General features: G+C 42.4%; 18 protein-coding genes. 13 read left to right on the top strand and 5 right to left on the bottom strand.

Annotation, left to right across the window (positions count from 1 at the left end):
- The first annotated feature begins 2 nt into the window (after nucleotides 1–2).
- Nucleotides 3–911 carry an NlpC/P60 family protein gene (locus AC1DQW_RS06835; RefSeq protein WP_477453406.1) on the top strand — a complete coding sequence of 303 codons (909 nt, stop codon included), beginning with the start codon at nucleotides 3–5 and terminating at the stop codon, nucleotides 909–911.
- A 5-nt stretch (nucleotides 912–916) separates the two neighbouring features.
- Here AC1DQW_RS06835 and AC1DQW_RS06840 read toward each other — a convergent pair whose 3' ends face one another.
- A complete protein-coding gene (locus tag AC1DQW_RS06840) occupies nucleotides 917–1105 on the bottom strand; it encodes an Lrp/AsnC ligand binding domain-containing protein (RefSeq protein WP_477453407.1) in 189 nt (62 codons plus the stop codon).
- On the opposite strand from AC1DQW_RS06840, the gene AC1DQW_RS06845 reads away from it, so the two are divergent.
- The 11 genes from AC1DQW_RS06845 (at nucleotide 1079) to AC1DQW_RS06895 (ending at nucleotide 11150) form a co-directional block, all read left to right on the top strand.
- A complete protein-coding gene (locus AC1DQW_RS06845; protein ID WP_477453458.1) occupies nucleotides 1079–1231 on the top strand; it encodes a hypothetical protein in 153 nt (50 codons plus the stop codon). The genes AC1DQW_RS06840 and AC1DQW_RS06845 overlap by 27 nt on opposite strands.
- A gap of 241 nt (nucleotides 1232–1472) precedes the next feature.
- The gene (locus AC1DQW_RS06850; RefSeq protein ID WP_477453408.1) at nucleotides 1473–2231 is read left to right on the top strand and encodes a hypothetical protein; all 759 of its coding nucleotides are present in this window, start codon (nucleotides 1473–1475) and stop codon (nucleotides 2229–2231) included.
- A 29-nt stretch (nucleotides 2232–2260) separates the two neighbouring features.
- A complete protein-coding gene (locus tag AC1DQW_RS06855) occupies nucleotides 2261–5194 on the top strand; it encodes a hypothetical protein (RefSeq protein ID WP_477453409.1) in 2934 nt (977 codons plus the stop codon).
- Complete coding sequence (locus AC1DQW_RS06860) at nucleotides 5191–6363, top strand: trypsin-like serine peptidase (RefSeq protein ID WP_477453410.1); 1173 nt, start codon at nucleotides 5191–5193, stop codon at nucleotides 6361–6363. The genes AC1DQW_RS06855 and AC1DQW_RS06860 overlap by 4 nt, the downstream gene beginning before the upstream one ends.
- A 340-nt stretch (nucleotides 6364–6703) precedes the next feature.
- Nucleotides 6704–6979, top strand: a complete 276-nt coding sequence (locus AC1DQW_RS06865; RefSeq protein WP_477453411.1) for a hypothetical protein — start codon at nucleotides 6704–6706, stop codon at nucleotides 6977–6979.
- A 147-nt stretch (nucleotides 6980–7126) separates the two neighbouring features.
- Complete coding sequence (locus AC1DQW_RS06870; RefSeq protein WP_477453412.1) at nucleotides 7127–7414, top strand: hypothetical protein; 288 nt, start codon at nucleotides 7127–7129, stop codon at nucleotides 7412–7414.
- Between the two features lie 48 nt (nucleotides 7415–7462).
- Nucleotides 7463–7963, top strand: coding sequence for a hypothetical protein (locus AC1DQW_RS06875; protein ID WP_477453413.1), 501 nt, complete (start codon nucleotides 7463–7465; stop codon nucleotides 7961–7963).
- Nucleotides 7956–8555 (top strand): helix-turn-helix domain-containing protein, encoded by a 600-nt coding sequence (locus AC1DQW_RS06880; protein WP_477453414.1) that lies wholly within the window; start codon nucleotides 7956–7958, stop codon nucleotides 8553–8555. Before AC1DQW_RS06875 ends, AC1DQW_RS06880 begins: the two co-directional genes overlap by 8 nt.
- Nucleotides 8556–8557: 2 nt before the next feature.
- The gene (locus AC1DQW_RS06885) at nucleotides 8558–8998 is read left to right on the top strand and encodes a hypothetical protein (RefSeq protein ID WP_477453415.1); all 441 of its coding nucleotides are present in this window, start codon (nucleotides 8558–8560) and stop codon (nucleotides 8996–8998) included.
- A gap of 74 nt (nucleotides 8999–9072) precedes the next feature.
- Nucleotides 9073–10188: an AbiH family protein gene (locus tag AC1DQW_RS06890; protein ID WP_477453416.1), complete on the top strand. Its 1116-nt coding sequence runs from the start codon at nucleotides 9073–9075 to the stop codon at nucleotides 10186–10188.
- A 659-nt stretch (nucleotides 10189–10847) separates the two neighbouring features.
- Nucleotides 10848–11150 carry a hypothetical protein gene (locus AC1DQW_RS06895; protein ID WP_477453417.1) on the top strand — a complete coding sequence of 101 codons (303 nt, stop codon included), beginning with the start codon at nucleotides 10848–10850 and terminating at the stop codon, nucleotides 11148–11150.
- Between the two features lie 190 nt (nucleotides 11151–11340).
- Here AC1DQW_RS06895 and AC1DQW_RS06900 read toward each other — a convergent pair whose 3' ends face one another.
- The gene (locus AC1DQW_RS06900) at nucleotides 11341–12423 is read right to left on the bottom strand and encodes a hypothetical protein (RefSeq protein WP_477453418.1); all 1083 of its coding nucleotides are present in this window, start codon (nucleotides 12421–12423) and stop codon (nucleotides 11341–11343) included.
- Nucleotides 12424–12711: 288 nt separating this feature from the next.
- Here AC1DQW_RS06900 and AC1DQW_RS06905 point away from each other — a divergent pair, with 288 nt between their 5' ends.
- Nucleotides 12712–12948, top strand: coding sequence for a hypothetical protein (locus AC1DQW_RS06905; protein WP_477453419.1), 237 nt, complete (start codon nucleotides 12712–12714; stop codon nucleotides 12946–12948).
- A 285-nt stretch (nucleotides 12949–13233) separates the two neighbouring features.
- Here AC1DQW_RS06905 and AC1DQW_RS06910 read toward each other — a convergent pair whose 3' ends face one another.
- Genes AC1DQW_RS06910 through AC1DQW_RS06920 form a run of 3 tightly spaced genes read right to left on the bottom strand, consistent with a single transcriptional unit; the run spans nucleotide 13234 to nucleotide 22574 of the window.
- On the bottom strand, nucleotides 13234–14265 hold the full coding sequence (locus tag AC1DQW_RS06910) for a hypothetical protein (RefSeq protein WP_477453420.1): 1032 nt from the start codon (nucleotides 14263–14265) through the stop codon (nucleotides 13234–13236).
- Nucleotides 14243–19174: a DUF6443 domain-containing protein gene (locus tag AC1DQW_RS06915; RefSeq protein WP_477453421.1), complete on the bottom strand. Its 4932-nt coding sequence runs from the start codon at nucleotides 19172–19174 to the stop codon at nucleotides 14243–14245. The genes AC1DQW_RS06910 and AC1DQW_RS06915 overlap by 23 nt, the downstream gene beginning before the upstream one ends.
- Nucleotides 19175–19178: 4 nt before the next feature.
- On the bottom strand, nucleotides 19179–22574 hold the full coding sequence (locus AC1DQW_RS06920) for a hypothetical protein (RefSeq protein ID WP_477453422.1): 3396 nt from the start codon (nucleotides 22572–22574) through the stop codon (nucleotides 19179–19181).
- Nucleotides 22575–22849: the final 275 nt, after the last annotated feature.

Genomic DNA, 22849 nt, shown 5'->3' on the forward strand with positions numbered 1-22849 from the left:
ATATGAAACCCACAAAATTAACATTGCTGTTTATTACAGCCTTATCGTTTGTGACAATGGCCGCCCATGGTCAAACACCGGCTACTGCGCTAGACGCAGAAGCTGACACTGCAGTTATTGGCCAGCTTTCCCGCTTATCGCCCGCTACGGCCCAGGACACTAGTGCGGACAATTTACAGGTAACGGTCAAAAATAAAAAGTTCAACCTGGCCTTGTACAACGCATTCTATAACAAGAAGAAAATAGCAAATTTCCAGCCGGAGCCCAATATTGCCCGGGTCATGGACTTGCCGGACAATGAGAAAAAGGTATTGACGCTTTTTGAACGGTTCCGTAAAAATGCCAGTTTCTTGTTCAATGTAAATTATAAAGAAACAAAAGATCCGGCACAGGGACGGATCGCGTACTCATGGGGTTCCAAACAATATCAACTTAGACATAAGCCACCTGGTGAAGGGGACAACTGTACCTACGAGGTCCATGGACTGGACTGTTCCGGTTTTATCTACCAGGTATTTAAAATGTCAGGCGTTGAGCTGCCTGTCGAACAGTGTCGCGCAGATCAGGAACGAATGCCTGGATTTTTGCACACAGCTCTGGAAAAACAGTATTTCAAAGGGAGCCCGTTCGATGTGATGGATATGGGAAAGTTAAAGATCTCGGAAATGCATTCAGGGGACCTGATGTACTTTATAGGTAGCAAAGGGGTCTATCACATCGCAATCGTACTGACAAACGAGCAGGGTGAAGCTACGCTTTATCAATGCCTGGGAAGCCCGAACAGAGAAACAACAAATACGAATATTTGCGTTAGTAATATGAACGGCAAGCATGGAATACTGGCAGGAAAGCTGGTGCCTGAGATTGAAAAACGAAACTATCGGATCGTCAGGATCTTGGCTGCTGATTAAGGCGTTTACAATCTAAACTGGCTAATACTCTTGCTTTCCTTCAACACAAAACTACTTTCCACATGCGCTACGTTTGGAAGGTCACAGAGTTTGTTCATCAGGAATTCGTAATAATGCTGGTGGGTTTTGACAGTTACATGAAGGATGAAGTTCCATTTTCCTAACTGGTGCTGGCAAAACTGGACTTCATCCATTTGGTTAGCTGTCTGCTCGAACGTATGCGGCAGGGTTTTAGTCCGGCGTTAAAGGTTGATATATTAAATGGAAATGGTTTATTTATGGGTTATTCGGGTTTTGATGGCCTTAAAGTAAATCATTAAATTAGTTCATCATATTTAGCTGAATTTATTCGAATTTGAAAGGGTCTAAATGTGGTCCTGTAAAATAGAAACTACTATATGGCGCAAAAAGGAGCTTTTTTAGCCTAAATTCGAATCCCTCCCTCTCCGCTGATAACGTTAACAAAAGTGTCAAAAAGCACCGAAAAAATCTTATATTTAGGGTATCTGAATTTGTGTTATACGAAAGCAGATAACTAACCTGATCTAAATCTGTCACTACATGAACCAAAGCAACAGTCCAGCCCGCATTGCGGCATACGTAGCACTGGCCAGTTTATGGCTGTCCGCCTGCTCCAAAGTCATCATACCTATTCCACAGGGGTACCCTACAAATACGCCATCAAGTACTACGGCTAGCTCTACCTCAGCACCGGGGACGATGCTTCTACCCGATCAACTGATCACCTCCTTTCACCAGGGTGCAGCCGGTAACTGTGCTTCCATTGCCGTCATCAAATTGGCGATGTCCAGCTATGGCTGGGACAGGGTCTTTGTTCACCAGGATACTATTCTGAATAATAATTACCATATTAAGTTTAGGAACGGCGATACTATATCGCTTTCCAAGGAGGAGGAGAAACGAATCAATCTGTTGGATCTTTTTGTAGAAGGCACTAATTTACAGGTTTACCAACAAGCAAAATTCGTCTTTGCTGTACTGGCAAAAAGAAAATTTAAAATGGAACACCTATCCGGTATAGAAAAAGCGGCTTCGAACCTGAACGGCGGTGAAAACCTGGGAGCGGCAGATCTTTTTCCCTTACTCGGATTGTCCCCTGTTGCGCTAGGCATCGATAGCCTCGCCAGCCAGGACCAGATCATTGTCACTAGCTTTTTCCACGCTGCTTTTTCCAGCAAAGGCTTTTACGATGAATACGGTACAAAGGCGATGCTCAGTGAATTTAAAAACAATCACCACAAATGGCTGAGCTTGCATTCCAGTGAACTTGCCAATGCTTATCAGATCAAAAACCCATAGCGGCCCTATACTTTAAACCAACCTGTATCATGAAACCTGTCCTACTCTTATTCCTTTCTTTGGCCTTGTCATTGTCAGTTTTTGCACAACGAGACCTGCCTGTCAGTGGTAACGCGGCTACCCTGGTCGACCTGCTTCGCAAAGATTATAGCTCTATAGCACCCGAAAACAGGTTTGACGAAATCAGCCGGGACCAAACCCTGATCATTTCGATCTTTAAATCCTACCTGTCTGACAGTGAGCGAAGCCAACTGGAGAGTTCAGCCCAGCCGATGGCAGATCTGCAAAGCACCCAAAAGGAGATGAACGCCCTGAAAAAGAAGATGGTTTATTATTCAGCCGGCAGCCCGAATGACCTGAAAGATTCAAAAAATGCCGATCCGATTGTTGACGCGCTGAAAAGGAACGCAGACAGCCTCGAAGATAAGACCAAAAAATATTATCAGGACAAGGCATCGAATGACTGTCATGAACTGGAGACTATCGGAAAGGTCTATGCCCGCAGTTGCAATATGTTCCTCAGCGAAATGATCGAAAAACTGAACCGCAAATATTTGCGGATCAACGCCGGCAAGCAGGATGATTTTTCGGCTGTGAACACGAATTCTTCGATCCAGAAATCAATCCCTTTCATTGGAGGAGACCTTTCATTTGAAACTGTGGTCGATGGATTAAGTAAATTCCTGGCCAAAAGGATTAAGGAGGAGCTGACCGCCTATGTCATGGAAAGTGTCAAGACCTGGCTGCAAAAACAGGGCGAAGACGACCCGCTGGCAGAATTCAAGGTCATCTTGCCACAGACTACGCTGTTCCTGACTGGCTTTACAGCAGATAAGATCAGCAGTTTTCCGGGCGAGATCAAGCAGTATATTGAAGACGACCTAAACCATTTACTGGATAACGCGCCGGGACTCCGTCAAACCCCACGTCTTCACAAACTGATCAGTAACCATCCTGACCTTGATTTTGCCATGGAAGCACTGGAGATCATTCCTGACCTGTCCAAGATCAAAACCCCAGCGGACTATTTCAGCATCGTGGAACGGAGCCGGAACCTCAGCCGTTGGAAGACGAGTACAGATACCAGCCGGTACAATATCGCCAATGGCATTTACTTGTCCGGTTTGCTCGCCCGTAGCCTGATGGTCACGGACAATGGTGAACTCAAATTCGCCAGTATGGACTGGCTGGGGAAATATGCAGCCGAATCGGAATTCTTTCTCCTTTATACAGGTTTCCTGTATCAGCAAAACCTGAAATACTATGATATCTGTTTCGTAACCGGGCATTCTGGCTCTTTCCAGTTAGCGGAACAACTGGGAACGATCATCCAGAAGAAAAGCACCGATATCAGCTTATTGGCATTCAAAACTCGAATAGAAGATGCGCTTAACAAAGCAGCAAAAAACGCCGAGAAAATCTATGTGACCAGCGCTGACATCAAAAAAGCAAAGCAAGCCGGTTTAAAAGTAGCACCAGATACAGTATATGCCTTTATTAAAAGTGTTATCGGCTTTTCTGAGGACCTGACGGGTTCGGTTAACGACCTGCTCAATGAAATGGCGGGTCCAATCAATATCAGCCATCCGGCCAACCAGAAAATCAGTTTTGACCTGCCTGGGAAGACGGCCCCTTTCTATAACGTCGCCCGTACAGTCAATGATGTATATATCGACATCAGCCAGAAAAGGTATGCTTCGGCCTTGATCAAATTGGCGGGCATTAGCAGCGCATTGGTGCATAACAATCAGTTTCCCACACTTATAGCCGATATACAAACTCTCGGTCGCATGCGGGCGGACAAACGGACCGCTGCATGGCATCTTGTGATCGGACTAGCTACCCGGAACGATCCGGCACAGCAACTCCACCTGGATACCAGGGAAGTGGCGGCGGTAAAGACCCTTCAGGCGGAGCTGACTAAACTGGCTCTCTTTGCCCGGATCAACTATCCGGACAGTCCGGTTGCGAACGAGCATACCGGGGTCCCTTCCCTGGTCGGGATTTGCGGTTCGGGTGCGCTTACAGGGATACTGGGTGTGGGTGACCTGGTCAACCTGCGAACCGTATTGGAAAGACCTGATTTTCAAAAGCTCGTTGTCTCTTTTTATACGGGTATCCTGATCGACGACCTGCTCAGTAAGATCACCAAAGAATTGAGCGAGATTACAGTGATGAACAGCAGGAATATTCCGGTTAAAGTATTTACTGAAAATGATGCGGCTCAGATCGCCTTTGCAGCCTCCGCTTATGTGGCGGCCATCTACAGCAATTATTATATCCGCGGGCATCAAGACAACGATCAAACCCTCGTCAGGACGAAGGATTTCTTATTTTCCACCATCGCCAATTATGTGAGTGTCCTTCCACAAAAATTCGACATCGCCTCCAATACTCAACTGGTCAGCCTGATCCATTTTGTCAATGATCTAGCTTTAGCCAAAAACTCGGATGAGGTGGCTGAGGCCCTGGATACTTTCGCGTTGCCTGCGGGAAGCTATACAGTCAAACGGGCCACCCGTTTCAACCTTAGCATTAATAGTTATCCCGGCATCCTTCCTGCTGCCGAGTTTGCCGGTGGTAAAGTGACTGCATCCGTTGGCTTTACCGCTCCGGTCGGTTTCGGGTTGTCCTGGGGAAACAAAGGAGGCTGCGTGAACGGAGTCTTTCTGCCTGTCATTGACATTGGGGCGCTGACCCGACTACGGTTGTTCAGCGCAGATTCTACGGTAAAAACGCTGCCAGAATTCAAATTCAAAAATATATTCTCTCCTGGTATCTACTTTTCGCATGGATTTAAAAAGTCCCCGATAGCGGTCAATATTGGTATCCAGTACGGCCCCGACCTGCAGGTGATCAAAGCGGACGGAAGCACTTCCGGATCCGGGAAGGACGCCTTCCGGGTTGGTGCCGGAATCGTTATTGATATCCCTTTATTTAACCTGCATAGCACCGTCCGATGACACTGATAAATAAACCTGCCTTATTTATTTTCCTGCTGGCCGCCACAGGTATCCGGGCTTATCCCCAATCAGATACGACCAAACGGAGACCAGTCATCAAAACGGAGCTGGATATCAAAGTGGACTTCCTAAAAAACAAGTTATTATATGAGCAAGATAAAGCTTCTCCTGCTTTGCAACAGCAATCTGACTGGAATAAGTTGCGAAAACAAGAGCATGCGGAGCCGCTGAAAATGACTCAAGAGGAAGAAAAAGCGATATCAACACGGGATGTCCAGCTCCAAATGATCCAAAAGACAGCCACTGTCGTTGTTGTTGACCATGTGGTCGTCGGTATTTCGGACAATGACCAGGAGCCGCTTCGGCGAAAAAAGGACATGCTCCAGGGGCCTACACAGTTTGACAGCCGGATCGAGATCGCAGAGCTCAACCCTTTGGTACCTGCACAACTTGACGTGCTGAAAAACTCCAGATCGGTCGGGATGATCATCCGCAAAGAAGATCTTTTACAGGTCACAGATAGCGTTTATCAGCTCAATAATAGTCTCACACTAAAAGAAAAATACCATCTTTGTACAGGCGAGGCATTTGAAAGTGAGCCCGTAGCAGGTGATGGGACCGCGTTCTTGGTCAGTAACCATGAAGTTCTGACCGCATCACATGTTATAAGCGCCGGAATTGAAAAATACGCACTGATATTCGGATTCCAATTGATCAATAAGCAGGGAGCCTATGTTCTTTTTATCCCTAAACGCGATATCTATCAATTTTCGGGGGTTAGCTACCGTTCTGAAACGGAAGATATCATCAGGATTAAGTTAAACAGGATCACAGATCGCCCCGCCCTGAAGGTAAACAAGCTGAAAATCATTACCCCTGGTCGGCCAATTTACATGCTGGGCTATCCGGCCGGTCTCCCTCTTAAAGCTGCCATGAATGCCAGTATCCTATCGTTAGATAACCAGAACAGCTTTTATACTTCACTAGATGCCTTCCAGGGTAATTCCGGATCGCCGGTGTTTGACCTCCAAACTAACGAAGTAATCGGTATCCTGGTTTCCGGTGCCAATGATTTTGTCTGGAATGGCGGCTGTAATATTTCCGCTCTTTGCCGCATTCCCTATTGTAAAGGTGAAAAGGCAAGGACGATACCCGTTACATTACACTAAGTCCTATATGTAACTCCAGTCTCCCAGTATTGTTCACTTTTTCCAATAAAAGCGTTATTGCTTCGTTAATCGTTCAAATGTTATTAATTATTAAAAATGGCTCGTTTTAACTGACAAGGTATATCAGGACATGACAGTACCAAAAGAAGAAAAAGCATTGAAATGTGGTAAACTGAAGGAGTTGACCACATTTCAACACTACAAACAACAATAATGAGTATCTTACAAGTATTAAAAAACTACAGTTTTAACCCTCCAAAAGTGTAAACCAAAAAGCGGACAAGACCATGTGTAAACTTTTTTCAGGACGAGACATACTAAATTCAAGTATTCAATAGTCATGGATAAAATATACCTGCATATTCCTCAACAATTGGCCATCATCAAAAAAGAACCGAGAGGGAACCTCTTCGGCCTAAAAGGGGCTAAGCTTTTCAGTCTTTCCATTAGGGAGATAGTGGAAAATAAATTTATACATCACTTCCTGGAAGTAGGAGAGTTATATTGTGAAGTAAAACCAAGCGACACACCTTTTGATGCTCTATATAGCTATGGCAAGATTTACAGTGGCTATCCTTCATTAAAGCACCACGCCCAATTTGTAGAAATTTCATAACATCCAGGCGACTTTTATCCAAGGATACAGCGTCCAGAAATAAAGGAAACCGAGGAGATCAGCTTTGGTTATCATTCTCAACTGGCCAAACTGGAACTAACAATTTATCCTTATCCTCATAGTTTCCCCACCGATCAAACCTTACTCATGTCGGCTTTAAACCAGCTGAGTGTTTTAAAAGAAATGCTGATCGCTGTGATGCGCACTATACACCCCTCGCCGGATAACCTGAACACCTATGGACAAAACATCAAAAACCTCTTGGTGCTGGCCTGTATTGAAGTAGAAACACAGTTCAAAGGAATCATTACTTGCCACGAGAAAACCGCCAAGTCCCGGTATTCTACTAAAGATTACAACTCTTGTGGCCACAGGAACTACCCTGCCCATAGGTTGTTTCTATTGGTCAAACCCAGAAATTTCACTTATAAGTGAAATAACATGAAATAAATGTGTAATTTTGTGAAATAATTGTATCTTTAAATGAATTTCACACTGAAAAAGAACGAACGGCTAAGCGGAACAACAGCTTCAATATATGAAGTGTTCCTCAATGACGAAACCGATTCTGTTTTTGACCAGTTTTTAGGAGCATATATGGGTTCGCACCGCACACAAATAATTAACATTGTTGACCGTTTGGAAAGTATCGGCCATATTTATGGCGCAAGGGAACAATTTTTCAAGGATAAAGAAGGCAAATACGGCGATTTGGTCGAAGCTTTGTACGATACACCCGAAAAGGGTTTGCGTTTGTACTGTATGCGATTCGGTAATGATTGTATAATCCTTGGCGGCGGCGGGCCAAAAGCTCCAGGCGTTAGAGCCTGGCAAGACGACGAAAACTTAACTTATCATGCTGAATTGATGATTGAGGTAGCGAAAAAAGTCCATCATGGTTTTGAAGAGAAAGATTGGAAGTGGGCGGCAAACTATAGGGATATGAATGGTGATCTTGATTTTAAGGAGGACAACAATGAATAAGGAAACGCAAAAAGTGAGGAAATCTATTTTAGATCAATTGTTGGATGAGCGGTCTCTTGCAGAGACCCGAAAGAACAAGGATAAAATGTTTTTAGCTGTTCGTATTGCTGATTTAATCAAGGAAAGAAACTTGAGTAAGTCGGCTTTTGCTGTTTTAATGGACCAGAAGCCTTCGGTAGTTAGTAAGTGGTTGAGTGGGACACATAATTATACGTTGGAGACTTTGTCGGAGATTGCTTTTAAGTTGGGTTTGAGTTTAGCGGAATTGATGCAAGAGAAACGGGAAGCTGTCAAGACGGTTTATCAGAATAGTTTTGATGTTTCGACTTATCCTCCTTATTTGGAGCAGGGTTTGCATGACGGAAAAATATCAATTAATTTATATCGTCATGGTGAAGAAAATAATGCCTCTTTATTTCACCCACCTATCATACATGGGATCGAAAATCCGTTTTTGGTAAAAGGCGTAATTTGGGAAAAAGTTGTTTTACAAAATTACGATACTATTCGTGTTGCCGTTTATAGAAAGTCACCATCCGGAAAGTTGGATCAACAATCAGAAACCGGAAATGATTATAAAATAAAAGCATGAGTATGACACAAGACCTTCCTACTATTGATTATCTCCTTTCTCAAATAGAGGAAATCAGCTTTGGTTTACAAATACCTGAAGGATTTAAAATCCCTGTGAGTTTCCAGTTTCATGTTTCTTTGGAAGCTACAATAAATGCTGAATTAAAGCAAGCTAATGTTGTCAATAAAATTGAAATTAGAAGTGAAGTGAAAGGGCCTTCCCTTGCCTACTTGACTGTTAGATATTCATTTGACTTTATAGGATTTGATCTTTTAGAAACTGATAAATCTGGAACACCGATTATTCCAAGAGCTATTCAGATTGGTATGAATGCTATTGCGTTGTCCACTACGCGTGGAATCATGTTTTCTAAGTTCAAAGGAACGGCTGTGCAGAATGCAATTTTGCCTTTGATTGACGCAGCGAATTTTTCGAGTAAGGAACATGAAATATTAAAATAACCATTCCGAGCATTCGCTCGGAATGGTTATTTTAATATTTTTTACTTGTCAGCAAACCTAAACTTTATGCTAAAATGAACAGACTGATACTTATAGGAAATGGATTCGACTTAGCTCACGGAATGAGAACCTCCTATAACAACTTTATAATGTCTTACTTAACTAATTGTTTCCAAGAAGCGCTTACAAATAATAGTTACGAAGATGATTTAATTTCTATCAACCGATCGTTTTTCGTAGAATTTAAAATTGGCAGAGCAGCTGATATTCCAAGTTTCATCGCGATTTATTATGAGAAAGGCTTCGGAGATTTGTTAAACAACAGGGTTCTTGATATTGGTTCGACACAGTATCAACCATATTTTCGAGTTCAGGTAAAGTCACATTTCTTTAAACATTTAGCCACCTCCTGCAGCCATGCTACTTGGGTTGACATTGAAAACGAATACTATGAAGAGCTTAAAAAAATCCTTGTTCAAAAAAATTACCCTGATAAGGTTAAGGTATTGAATGACCTCAACAAATCAATGAAAAATATTATCGCGCGACTGGAACATTATCTGCAATCGCTCCCTATACCTGATCTACAAAAGCAGTATATTAAAATTCTCAAGGAAGACATCCTGCATGATGACGTTGTTACAATTAACTTAAACGATGATCTTCAGCCGGATACGACTCGAATTTTAAATTTCAATTATACACGGACGATAGAAAATTATTTTGATGGCAAAGATGAGGCTTTGCGGTATGGGTTTGAAGTTAATTACATCCACGGACAATTGGGCAATCCGCAAAATCCTTTGATCTTTGGATTTGGAGATGAATTAGATGAAAACTACCTTTTAATGGAACATGAAAAGACAAAAGGTTTTCTGGAATACATTAAATCGTTTTGGTACTTCAAAACATCCAATTATCATGATTTAATCAGGTTCATCGATGCAAGCGATTTTCAAGTATTCATTTTGGGCCATAGTTGTGGACTTTCGGATCGAACGATGTTAAATATGATTTTCGAACATGATAAATGTAAGTCTATAAAGATCTTTTACCACGGGGATACTGCTAAGAATAATTTCACTTCATTGACTCAGGAAATTTCGAAGCATTTCAAAAACAAAGGCGTTATGAGAAAGAAAATTGTCCCTTTTAATAAATCGTTGCCGATGCCACAGGTGTCTAAATGATTCTTTATTTAGGAGCATGACTAAAATATATGGCCGGAAAAAGCAGCAGAGCGGTCTAATATTGAATAGAGAAAAACTACAATCGTTAAACGGCAGGATGTTTCTGAAACAGAAGAACATTCACCGCCTTTTCTTTCAATCATAGTTTACGACAATGCACTCCTTTTTGATTCGCGATGGATACCACCAATCAGGAGCCTTAAAGAAATAGCAAAACAATTTGATGTCAGTTATAGAATAGATTACAGAGTGCCTTATGAAGATCGCGGCACCTATACCTATACTTGCTTACAGCAGCAGCCATTATCGCCCCAGGGCGGACTTATTTGGACATTCCGGCATGCTTGGCCATGCTGTTCCGTGCACATTAAATCAATGAGTTGCGTTGTCGGATGATAATTTCGAACTTTTTAATCAGCAAGTTTGCATGGTAAAAGTGTAACAGAATTACCTGAGCGCTTTTCCGGAATCCGGTGGTCAATGGCTCCAGAATCTCCAATAAAGTTTCAACCGCTTACGGACATTCAATTTTCAAATTAATGGGGCTTAAATAATTTTAACTGTGACGAGTTCCCGAAGATGGCTTTGCCGAAAATCTTATATAAGAGGTTGGTTATTAACYAATTCATTATTAAATTTGATTCTCAAACCAAACCGTCATGAGCACCACTAAAGAAAACTTCTCGACTATTATGCAAAAGATAGTCAAAAGTGAACTATCAAGAAATCAGCAAACGAATTTTGAAATAGAGGGCACTGAAATAATCGAAAAATTATTTGAAAATAAGTCAGAATATCAAAGCGAAAGAGATAATCAATTTAATAATGGTCATTTCGGTTTCCTTAGTTGTGAGATAGTTAAGACGGGAGTTGATTTTCTATCGTTGATTGTTTCTTGTTTTAATCTTTACCTGGCTTATTCCAAAGCAAAAGCGGAGAAGGTCGACCGCCGCAAAAGATAATATGAAAGACTTTCGCAGACTTGATAGTATGCGCCGAAACACTGGCCATTTGCCCGTATAACTCAACATTAAATTCTCTTGGATCATCAACCTGAGCAGCCATGAAACAAATTTACTAAATAAATTAGCAATAAAACAAAACCAGCAATTATAAATTTTAGGTACACTTTTACACGGAAGAGAATTTGCATCAATTTTTAACATCGGTAATTTTCCTCTCCAATTCATCAATCCTCCTGTTCTGGGCTTTCATTTCTTCATCCTTTCGGATCAGGTACAAAGTCAACTCTTCCACCTTTTTCACCAGCAACTTATTAATTTCGCCCAGGTTCAGCCCATCCTTGGCAACCTCCGCTTCAGACGGCATATCTGGTAAATGCTGGTTTTGATCGATGTAGGTTTTTACATCGGTGAGGGATTGAAGGTGGTAATCCTTTTTAAAAACATAGTCAGGCCATGCTGAGTTAAGTTTAACTGTCATGGAAGTGGCGATGGCGCTGCCATTTACCGCTAATTTATATCCTTTGCTGTCTGAGGTTCCGATGGATACATTCCCTCCAGCTATCCTCATTTGTAGGTAATTAGGAAGATTCGCACCGGTAACTGTATAATTTGAACCTCCTGTAGCTGCACCGTTGTAAAAATTAATTCCTGCGCCATTATCTCCTCCATTGTCCATTTTGATCGCGCTGAAATAATTTGACCCACCATCTCCATAAATAGTGTATGTACCATCAGCGTTATCTTTTATAGCTCCCCCTAAAAATAAATTTGTAAAACCATTAGCAGGAATCCGCAAACATGACAGATACCCAAATGAATTCATTGAGATCACTCCATTAACATCAAGCCTGGTATTAGGAGTCAGCGTACCTATACCGATGTTTCCAAGTGCAGTACCGTCTGTTTTCGTTCCTAAGATTGAATTACCATTTAACGATTTAATAATATCAAGKTCACCACCAACGGCGTTAAGACCTACACCGTTTCCATATTGATAGACACCCCTGATGGCCCAATTTTGAGCACCCGTGATACCGGATGCTCCAACAGGAATAATGCGTACAACATTTTTAGCACTAAAACTTGGATTGGGATCCAAAATTGTTTTTATCGTACCACTTACTACTAATTTTTCATCAGGTGTGGTTGTGCCAATACCTACAGAATTAGTAGTTGAAGTAATAGTGTTTGTTGCATTAGTTGTCCATTGGGCATGAACTAATGATGAAAAACTTAAAAATAGAGATAGTGAAAAGATGACTTTCTTCATGATATAAGGGGCCAAAAGTTTAATTAAGATATGTGTATAAAGTCAATCTTTATTAGATTGATACTATGTTGTTAGCAATTGAATAAAATCCGTTTGATTGAAGCCTTTCTGAAGGTTAAGGGCGGGAGGTTCTTACTGTGATAATTTCATAATTATATTGAGATTAGGTGCTTCAAATATAATTATTTATCATTTCAAACAAATAGAAGTTCAATAATATTTCTAATATCTGTTGTATTAAAATGATCTGCCAGACAAAAGAAAAAAATCCCTGTTCGCCTTGCGGTTATGATCAAAAATGTATTAGCAACCGAAATCCAGGAACGATATTCCAACGTTAAAAAGGATATTAATGACCTGTTTTTTGTTGTGCTGGTCATGATTAAGGAAAGGAACAGAGCAGATGCAGAATCCATTGATACGTTAGCAACTCGTCAAACCAACAATATTTCAGACAAAAAAGTAAAGGATGAAGTAAGGGAAAATCAACGGAAGTATCATTGTAATTATAATAGGCGATTATGAAAAAAAGGCCATTGGTGCTAATTATTGTCACTATATTGATTTCGAACAATACTCCATTAAATTACTTATTAAAAGAGAATTATTTATACAGTAACATCGATGGCAGCTTCACTTTTGTCAGGAGTGTGGGAAGGGATTCGACTTTGAAAGCGCAATAAGGTCATATGCGATTTTTTTATGTATGCATCCGGCGAAAGATCAAGGCAAACTACAGGCATAGCCGCTCGAGTCAGAGAAATTCGAACAGCGGGACTCTACGGACAACAGGGGCTGAAACTGTAGACTCTAATAAATAAATTTTATACTTCCATGGTTTAGAGCAACCCCACAAATATCCTTTTCAGTATGTCCAACTATCTTCAAAACATAACTATTTAGATTCAATGCATAGATTTCTTTTTCTCTGTTATAATATAAATTATCATTAACTAAGAACATTTGGTTTCCGCTAACATCCTGCGATTCTTCAAAATGAAATATTATTGAATCCCTTTTTGCTAAAACGTCGAAAGCATGCATTTTTGCATCGTAAGTATAATAATATACCTTGTTTTTTCTAAAAATTGGATTGAAGTTTTGTTCAAATAAGCTTTCGCGTTTAAATAGTACATTGCCGCTAACACTGTCTATCAAATATATCTCCCCCCCTTGATAAACCCTATTTATACCAAGAAATAACCCATTCGTTGAAAACGCAGTATTACTTTGACCATCACCAAAGTTTTTTGTCCAATTTTGCTTTCCTGTTGAACTGTTGAAAGATGAAAGAGTATTACATTGCCAATTATTTAAATAAAAGTTATTGGAATCAAACGAAATCCTGTATGGTGACAAATCGGGGATAGCACATTCCTTGTTGTAGTGATATAAAATCTCGTAAAGTAGTTTTCCATTATTCAAATTACAACCAACAATCCCATGATGTTTAATATCCATTAAAATGATATTGTTTATCATATAAATTCCGTTACACCTTCCTGGCAAACTAAGCTCCCATGCCAACTTATTTGTTTTAATGTTAACACAAACAAATTTCTCATTCGATAGTGGAAAATATAAATATTCTTTTTTTAAAATAGGCTTTGGGTAACAAATATCAACGAGGGCTTTATTGTATACGATTTTACTTTGTGCTATATCTTCAACCACAATTTTTTTGTCCCAGGTTGAATAAATCAAAATATTACCCTTTATAGTTACTGACGATGATACAATGTTCTTGCTTTCGTTGGCAGCTTTTTGTGTGCAAGAACTTGCTAATACTAAAAAGCCTATCAATAAATAGGTAAGCCTTTTAATAGGGAGTATTCCAATCATATTTGACTCTTTCAATTTGTCTTTGCATAAAAGCGTTGCCAATCGAGTGATTTTGTATATAAAAAGGAACAACTACATTCATCCCATGAGAAAAACGTTGTCGCCAATCCATTATATTATTACCTTTAAACAATAGCTCGCCATCTGTAAATCCAAAGTTAATACCCATTATTGTCTTAAAAATTGCTTTACCGCTCGCCAATTCGCCAAGCGCTTTTTGGATATCTTTGGGTGCACTTTGATACAAAGGATCAACAACATCTCTTTGTTCATGGGTCAGGGTAGCAATATCCCATTTTTTTGCGGCTTTCCCTGTAAGTATCGGACCATTATATAGATCTTTTAAATTGTCAAAAACATCGTCAAAAATAGCTTTATTGCCATCATTACCAAATTTAATAAGCTTCTTACTACTAAATAATTTCGTTATCCAACTATCCATTGAACTCATTTGATCGGCTACAACATATGCCGCGCCGGCCCAAACCGTTTCAAAGCCCTTTGCCTCTATAGCCCTTTGAAACCAACGATAAAAGGCGGTTCTTTGCGTTATTGTTTGATATTGATCATAGGCGTCGTGGTTTAAATTATACAGATTTGCGCTGGCCCAGCGGGGAGAGTCACTTTCTCTGTCGGAAACATGCCAATCGCCTTCATCGTACAATTTACTACCATCAGGTTTTTCCTCCATCCCATCGGGATCGATAAAACGAAGAGGATTATCAAAGCCATACCGATAGGCTGACCATCCCCGGGATTTTTCTGCTAACGGATCTGCCGTTGTCCACCTTGCAATCACCGGATCGTAGAACCGCGCGCCATAATCGTATTGACTGGTTAGATCGGTAAGCAATTCCTTTCCATTGTAAAGATAGCGATTGCCACTTGATAGGTCATAAAAACCGACAGACTTTCGCAGGCCAAAGCTATAAAATTCATCTTCCTGGATGATGCGTGCTGTGCTGTTGAACTGATCTATACTCAGCCTAGTGTTGCCGAGGTGGTCTTTCAGAAAGTATTCATATGTAAATACGCCGTTGTTTAAAGTGATCCTGCCTTCATCGGTCTGGATGTAAGCTATCGCCCTGCTTCCACCTGCAGGCGTATGATAAACAATAGCATTGTCGTAGTCCCAGGTACCATCATTGCCGGTGTTCCGAAGCTTAGCCCCCCCGGCGTCATAGGTATATGTTGCCGTAATTACCGAGCTGTTGTTCGCCTGGCTTACACTTTGCGGCAGGTTTAGAAGATTGTAGCCAATCGTCCGGCCCATGCCGTCTGACAGAGCACTTCCGTTCGCATCGAAAGTGTAGCTCCTCGGGCTGTAACCAGTAACGGTATTAAGCTGATTGCCGGTATAGGTAGTATAGTTCAGCGTACCCCCAAGCTGTCCGCCACGAATAAGTTGTGTGATATTACCTGCTACATCATAACTAACACTCTCATTTAGCGCGTCGCCGGTCAGTCCGCCCGTGAACGCAGCGTTTGTTAACCTGTTTAGGTTATCATAACTATAAGTAAATACACGTGCCCCCGGATTCATAACCTTGGTAGTTCCATAGTTCATCGAGCTGATATTTCCATTGAACTGAGCACCAGCGCCATCATTATATTTTAGCTGCATAGCAAATAAAGGTGACGAACTTTGCTGCAGCCAGCCGCGTTCGTTGTAGGTATAGATAATGGTTTGCAGGTAGCCCGCTATGTTTGCATTAAAAATCGAACCCTGTGCGGCGGTAAAGCCGGGTTGCAGCGTAATACTGTTTGTAGCGGTTACGGTTTTGGTTTGCCCCGAGCTTACCGCATCAGTTGCACCAAGGATAATATCGGCATTAACGGCTTGTCCTCCGTTCATTCCGTGAAGTTTCCTTTTGTAAAGCTGGCCTATTTCGTTATAATCCAAAGCAGACAGCACGGTAGGTACCGGGAGGGGCGCTGTACCGCTTGCTACCGCTTCAATGGTTTTGGTTTTTCGCCCCATGTGATCATACGTATAACTAACGGAGGTAACAAGAGCCTGGGCACCGGCAACATAATGGTGCCGGATGATAGTGGTTACACGATCATTAAAATCATAAAAGTAATTGATCTCGTCATAGTTGGCCGCATTATACGTGCCACCTACATAGTGTTGCTGTAGGCTCTGCAATACCCTTCCCTTGTCGTCGTAATAATTTACTGTCCACAGCATCGGCCCAAATGTACCATCCGGGTTCAGTACGAGTGTTTTACTAGCTGTCAGCAGGCCCTTTGGGTTTGTCATGGTCCCCATTACCGAAGGGGTATAAGGGTTAGCCGGAAAAGTATAATCGTCGTAGTAATTGATGCGTAGGTAAGTGTAAGTATTACCGATTGGATCGCTCAAGCCATCATAGCCGCTGGCCGTAGTATTATCCCGGCCTTCATACAGCGGGCTTGTTGTGGTATTCAGCACATTTTGGATAGCAAAAAAAGTGGTTCTATTAGGCGAACTTATATTAGCATCGGCCGTGCCTGTTATCTGCCTGCCAGTTATGATAGTCCGACCCGCTGCGTCGTATTTGGTGAATGTCCATTCCTGGGGCGTTTTGTTCCGCTGCCCCCCATCCTGTGAAAACACAACCTGATCAAGTCGATTATATACCATAAACACCCATCCGGCACCCGGCAATTTTTTTTGTGTTAACCTTTTCCGCTGATCATAGCGGTACTGGTAACAATAGTTATCCAGAGTTGCCTGGGTCACAGTTCCCGCATCGGGCTTTGCTCCCGGGGGCAGGACAAATGCCAGGTTACCGAAATTATCGAACACATAATATGTAGAAAGCATCTCGATACTGTTGTCGGCTTTTTTGTTGAACTGGCGTTTCAACAACACATGATTATCCTTGTCCTTAAATTCCTGAATCGTACCCGCACGCTGATTCGTTGTTTGCCAGTTTTCATCCTTTGTTATGCTAACGTAGAGCTGCCCCACCGGATAGGCGTTTATACCCGCATTTACTAGTATATAACTACCGTCCTGAGCGGTAGTGATCCCATATTGCAATACCTTAAAGGTAGTTGCCGTTATTCCTATATCCGTAAGGTCGTTTGTTGCATAGTCAGTCCGTTTCGTGTGCCCAAGACCCGGGGTTGTTGCATTGGGCTGCCAGGCATCTCCCGGCGCGCCCTGTTCTCCTATCCGGCCCAGTGGAGACGGTTCAAACACAGCAAGGCTGAATGGTGTGGCGATATGTGCGATGCCACCTGCCAATTGCGTTTGCGTTACCGGCGTACCTACAGGGTTATAAAAGCTGTACACTCCTGATCCCAACGTGAGGGCGTCGCTTTTAAAGCTACCATCAGCTGTTCCCGATGCAACGTAAGGAAGAAATTGTCGCGTTTCACGGCCATTAAGGTCGTATTCATTGGGCAGAACAATGTCCTTACCCAGAGGGCTACCTTTCACTTGAACGCTTTGTGAGAGCCTGCCCTGCCCATCGAGGTATTGTACACCTACCTGTACATTTGTTTTATCACTGCTGGCAGCATAAAGGGACGCCGTTGTCTTGATGCCCGTATAACTGGGTACATAGGTAGCTATAAAATTCTTGTTGCCAAACAACGGCGGTGGAAGATAGAAAACCGCTATATTCACAATAGCGGTGCCCGATCCGCTGAGATTAGTGGCCGTCACTGTATAATTAGTTGCCGGCGATACGACTGTAGGTGTACCCCCTATGGCCCCTGTTGCCACATTTAAAGTCAGCCCCGCAGGCAACGCCGGGCTGATAGTAAAGCTGACCGACGAAGTTACAATTTTCCGGATTTTGTTATTGTTAAAATCGCCCACGTAAAGGTTACCGTTTGCCGGGTCAATTGCGATTCCAAATGGAGAGTCAAATTTGGATAGGTTGGGCGCTCCATCCGTTGTTCCGGCCGCTCCTGTTCCAGAAATGGTGGTTACCGCACCAGCGGGTGTTACTTTTCTGACACAATTATTGATTTCGTCGGCCACATAAAGATTGCCCGAAGGGTCAATCGCCAACCCGGTCGGAGCGTGAAAACTGGCTGCGGTGCCGTTGCCGTCGGCAAAATCTGCCGCGCCGCTACCTGCAAGGGTGCTTACTGCACCTGCAGGAGTTATTTTCCTGATCCGCTGATTGGTGCGATCTGTCACAAAAAGATTCCCGGCCGCATCTACTACAATGCTAAATGGCTGATTAAATTTGGCTGCGGTACCAATTGTATTATCTGCATAACCTGCCACTCCGTTAACGTCACCTGCAAGTAAGGTCACGTTTCCGGCCGCATCGATTTTGCGGATCATATTATTAAAGGTGTCAGCGACATAAATATTACCGGATGCGTCGGCCGCTACGCCGCATGGAAAGTAAAAGCTGGCAGATGTACGCACACCGTTAGCTTTACCTTGCGTCCCTGTCCCTGCAAAAAAGGAAACATCGCCGGCAGGCGTAACTTTACGGATACGGTTATTATCTTCATCGGCAACGTACATATTTCCCGAAACATCAAATGCCATCCCAACGGGGTGAGAGAAGCTTGCCGCTCCGCCATTACCATTTGCCGACCCAGCAGCAGCCTTACCGGCAAAGCTGGTAAGTACGCCTGCAGTCGAATATTTATCAATATTATAAACTCCATTCTTGGTTACATAAATATTACCTGAAGCGTCTAATGCCAATCCAACGGGAGAATAAAATGACCCAGGAATACTGGATGTGTTTCCCGTTCCTGCACTGTTTAGCGGAAACACCGGATTCACCGTAGTACCGGTGTAAAAAGCCAGCGGCCCGTTATAGGTAATCACCGGAGCCTGCGCAATAACAGCCCTTTGACCTAATATACTAAAAGCAATAATAAGTACTTTTATCAACCTGCACAGGCGTCTGTTCCGGTTGATATTGGGGAATAATGAAGCTCGCATAGTGTTATTGCTGATAATTGTAATCGATATGTTTAACAATATTGAAGTCCTTATCCCTGACATTGATCAGATGTTGGAAATTGTCGTACTCGTAATAGGTTGTTATTCCCTTGACATCTGTACTGCTTGTCATGCCCACCAGGGGATCGTATGTATAAGTATTCATTTGTGAATCTTTTGGATATACCCGAATATCATCGTAGGCATTTCCTCCTGCCAACGCCATACCCGCCCCGGTGTAGACTTGTTCGGGACTATATTTCCAGACGCCGCTGCTGCTGTACCAATAACTTAAAACATAAGCGCGACTATTTGGTGGTGTAAAAGGCACATTCATCGGGCCTGTTATGAATTTTTTACCTGTATGCGCCGTTCCTGTGGTAACCCCCGGAACTGTACTCTCTTCAAAATCCTCGGCGTAAAATTCTTTCTTGCCGGGAACAGTGGAGGAATAATTGATGGCCACCATCATGTCAGCCAGCAAGTTCTGATTAATCTGGTAGTTAAAATTGAACGTGTAGGTACCGCTGGAAAGTGTTACAGTGTTGGACAATGGGTAACCGCAGGTAACCCCTACACCAATACACAAATAAAACGTTCCTCCTGGAGACCCGGTACCTGAATAAGTGCAGTAAACCTGGGCTTTCGAATTTGCACCCGGGTACCCTGTTGGATTCATGGTGATGGTCAGAGTCTCGGATTGGGGAATTGTAATTGTCAATGGGTAAATCTGTGTATTAGCCTTGGGCAATATCACGAAAGCAGTGGCGGGATTTGTTGTAAATACAGAATACATGTCATTGGCATTGGTTACCATAGCAGTTGGATAGGTATTATGATACCCCCATTGATAACCGATATCGGGACCGCCCACCTTTGATAGGGTCAGCACATTGCCATTATCGTCGTAGCTTTTATAATTCACACCAATTTCCGAGGGATTGCCCCCCTCCTGGGATTGAATCAGCTGAGGCACGATTAAATTATTGGCAAAATAATAATCGGTTTTGGTACGGGTAAGCTGTATCACGTTTTTGTATTTGATCGATTCAATTACTGGGCTGGTGACGTGTGCATTGATCATCGCGCTATAAACGCCTATTGGATCGTTGTTGAGCATATCCGCCGGATAATTATTTACTGATTGGATCGCATCACCTTTACTATTGGTTGAAGAAACGGACTTCAGGTTCAAAGTAGCATTATCATAAGTATAGCTGTTTGTGACTGTAACACCCGGTGCGCTGTTGTTAGCATACGATGTTTCACTTACAACCGAAGGAAGGTAAGCATTTGTGTATATTTTTACCGCAGACCCACTCCACGCAAAGGGGGGATAACAGTCGCAGTTGGGATTGTGAATAAGATCACCCAGCGTTCCTATGTAAGCCTTCACGTACTCATTGGCCTTATCTATCCGTATATACTGGGTTGTTTGGTCATTCACCAGGCTGCCTGTACTGGAAAAATCTCTTTTGCGGAGCGGGAAGCCCCGCTCATGAGAATTTGATATGTATTGATTTATGAAAAATGACGAACTTATGCTTGCCGTATGAACGGCAGGTTCATCCATGTACTCATTGTTTACCCCAGTATCGAAATTAGAATAATTGGTGGTAGTGTAGCCGCCGTCGGCATTAACCTCTGTCACCTCGGAATAAGCAATGTGACTGCCTACATTGTTTTCAAGCAGAGGCTGACTTGGCAGTAAATTATACTTACTGCTGTTATAATAAACATATCCCGGCATACCATATAATACGCCGGTGGATACACTTCCTGTAGCTGACGGGCTGTAGTTTTTCAAATAAACGTATTTCTTGAATCCTGTCCTGGCGTTGTCGATATTATAATTTGTCACTTGCTTAATCCGCACGCCGCCTGCACTTGGATTGGTGGTGCCGAAATCAAGTAGGCTGAGCCTGTTGATTGCGGAAACTGCCCTAGAATAATCATTCGGCTCCCAAGTATAACGTGTGTATCCTCCGGTTGGGTAAGTTACGCGATCCAGAAGTTCATTTCTGCAATTGGCGGTATCAGCTTCTTTTGAACCGTAAAAGACACTATAACTTGTAGTTTTTAATGGCTTGGTATTGTAATACCCCCAATGATCCGTATTCGTATTTGACGAAAGGAACCTTCCGGAATTATATTGGAACAAATAGTGTGGCCCAACCGGCACAAAATTATTTTTTTCGATAAGTGAAACCAGTTTTAAACGATCCATTGGAACATCCTGATAGGAAAACTCGAAGTTTTTTACCTGCCCGCCTGTTAACCGGTTATAAACGTGTATTGAATCGAGTTTAGCAAATTCACCAGGATTTTCCGACCGATAAAAGTTAATATCCATTAAATCCGTGTAGATATGTTTCAGATAAGCGGGATGGCTATTTTGGTTGGTGTACTGAATCGCCGGGCTGCCGACGAAAGCGCCGGTTGTGTTGTCAAAATAAAAATCATAGAAGCTGGGCTGCCTGGTAATTACATGCTGCCCGGATTCATAGGCAAAAGAAATATTTTTTCCATTTGGAAAACTAACGCTTGTTAGGTACCATGTTTTTATAAACATTTCGTATGCCACGGGTGTATATTGTATGTCCTCCACCGCACTTGCTTCGCCGCCAAACACATAAGTAATCCCCCTATCATCAATCAGGGTTATCCTGTTCAGGTAAGAATGGTTAGGCAGGGGAAAAGTAGATATTGGATTGGTAGGAGCGTTTACAAAATCCCCGCCGCCGATCACCACTTTCACTTTGTTTTTACTTCGTACTTTCCAGTTCCCCTGGTCGTCGAGGTAAAAAGTGCCTGATATATCGCCAACGGAAAAAGAGAACTCATCAGGCGCATAATCTTTTATAGTAGAAACGTGTGGTGGGCCCGAAAAAGGTGACCCCGCTAGATTATATAAGGTCGGGTAAGTATACACATCACTAACTGCATTATGTATTTTTGAATCGTCGGTCCAATTACTGGTCAGGTAGCCATGGTTATAATAATAACCCATCGAGGTTTCATGAGTTTCCACCCAATCAAATGGATTATACCAGTTCAGGTCATCAGGCTTTCCGTTCACAACGCGGTTTACCGCACCTCCAGCAGCCAGATTCCACCCCATGCCCACCCAGCTCCCTGTACTATTAGGCTTTACCAAATTGGGATTATAGCTAAGATGAATAGGCAGGGAAAGCCCTTGGAAGTTAATATCGTAAACCAGCACGTTGATGGGAGGCGTACCCGTGAAACTACTTTGCGGGTATTGTCCAAATATGGCCATTGAGGCCGCATTGGGGGTGGCGAACTGCGCCACTGACTGTCCGTAAACTTTAATCCCTGCAAGGGGGAAGAGATACATGCACAAAAACATGCACGCACAAAAAGGAAGATGTTTGTTCATTTCTAATTTTAATGATATTTCGTGCCAGATAAACAGGCAGAAGGAAACAGATATTAAAATGTGGTTAATACTTGTTTACCGCCTGAGTGGTCACAAAAATAGGTTATGAGCAGTGCTCCCTTATCCTCTGCAGACACTGTAGCTAGTACTTCGAAGCCAAAACGAATGCTCTGACAAATTAGGTTGATGTATTTTATGGGTGTTAATAAGGCATATTTTATGCATGACAAAGTAATAAGGTTAAGCGTTAGGTAAAAATACAATTCGTTTGCAAT

This window comes from Mucilaginibacter sp. P5_A4, from assembly GCF_056400605.1.

Coding starts and splice junctions, on each gene's coding strand:
- AC1DQW_RS06840 (WP_477453407.1), bottom strand. CDS start 1,105: ATGGATGAAGTCCAGTTTTGCCAGCACCAGTTAGGAAAATGGAACTTC.
- AC1DQW_RS06880 (WP_477453414.1), top strand. CDS start 7,956: ATGAATAAGGAAACGCAAAAAGTGAGGAAATCTATTTTAGATCAATTG.
- AC1DQW_RS06905 (WP_477453419.1), top strand. CDS start 12,712: ATGATCAAAAATGTATTAGCAACCGAAATCCAGGAACGATATTCCAAC.
- AC1DQW_RS06890 (WP_477453416.1), top strand. CDS start 9,073: ATGAACAGACTGATACTTATAGGAAATGGATTCGACTTAGCTCACGGA.
- AC1DQW_RS06885 (WP_477453415.1), top strand. CDS start 8,558: ATGACACAAGACCTTCCTACTATTGATTATCTCCTTTCTCAAATAGAG.
- AC1DQW_RS06870 (WP_477453412.1), top strand. CDS start 7,127: ATGTCGGCTTTAAACCAGCTGAGTGTTTTAAAAGAAATGCTGATCGCT.
- AC1DQW_RS06860 (WP_477453410.1), top strand. CDS start 5,191: ATGACACTGATAAATAAACCTGCCTTATTTATTTTCCTGCTGGCCGCC.
- AC1DQW_RS06920 (WP_477453422.1), bottom strand. CDS start 22,574: ATGAACAAACATCTTCCTTTTTGTGCGTGCATGTTTTTGTGCATGTAT.
- AC1DQW_RS06915 (WP_477453421.1), bottom strand. CDS start 19,174: ATGCGAGCTTCATTATTCCCCAATATCAACCGGAACAGACGCCTGTGC.
- AC1DQW_RS06895 (WP_477453417.1), top strand. CDS start 10,848: ATGAGCACCACTAAAGAAAACTTCTCGACTATTATGCAAAAGATAGTC.
- AC1DQW_RS06910 (WP_477453420.1), bottom strand. CDS start 14,265: ATGATTGGAATACTCCCTATTAAAAGGCTTACCTATTTATTGATAGGC.
- AC1DQW_RS06865 (WP_477453411.1), top strand. CDS start 6,704: ATGGATAAAATATACCTGCATATTCCTCAACAATTGGCCATCATCAAA.
- AC1DQW_RS06875 (WP_477453413.1), top strand. CDS start 7,463: ATGAATTTCACACTGAAAAAGAACGAACGGCTAAGCGGAACAACAGCT.
- AC1DQW_RS06850 (WP_477453408.1), top strand. CDS start 1,473: ATGAACCAAAGCAACAGTCCAGCCCGCATTGCGGCATACGTAGCACTG.
- AC1DQW_RS06835 (WP_477453406.1), top strand. CDS start 3: ATGAAACCCACAAAATTAACATTGCTGTTTATTACAGCCTTATCGTTT.
- AC1DQW_RS06855 (WP_477453409.1), top strand. CDS start 2,261: ATGAAACCTGTCCTACTCTTATTCCTTTCTTTGGCCTTGTCATTGTCA.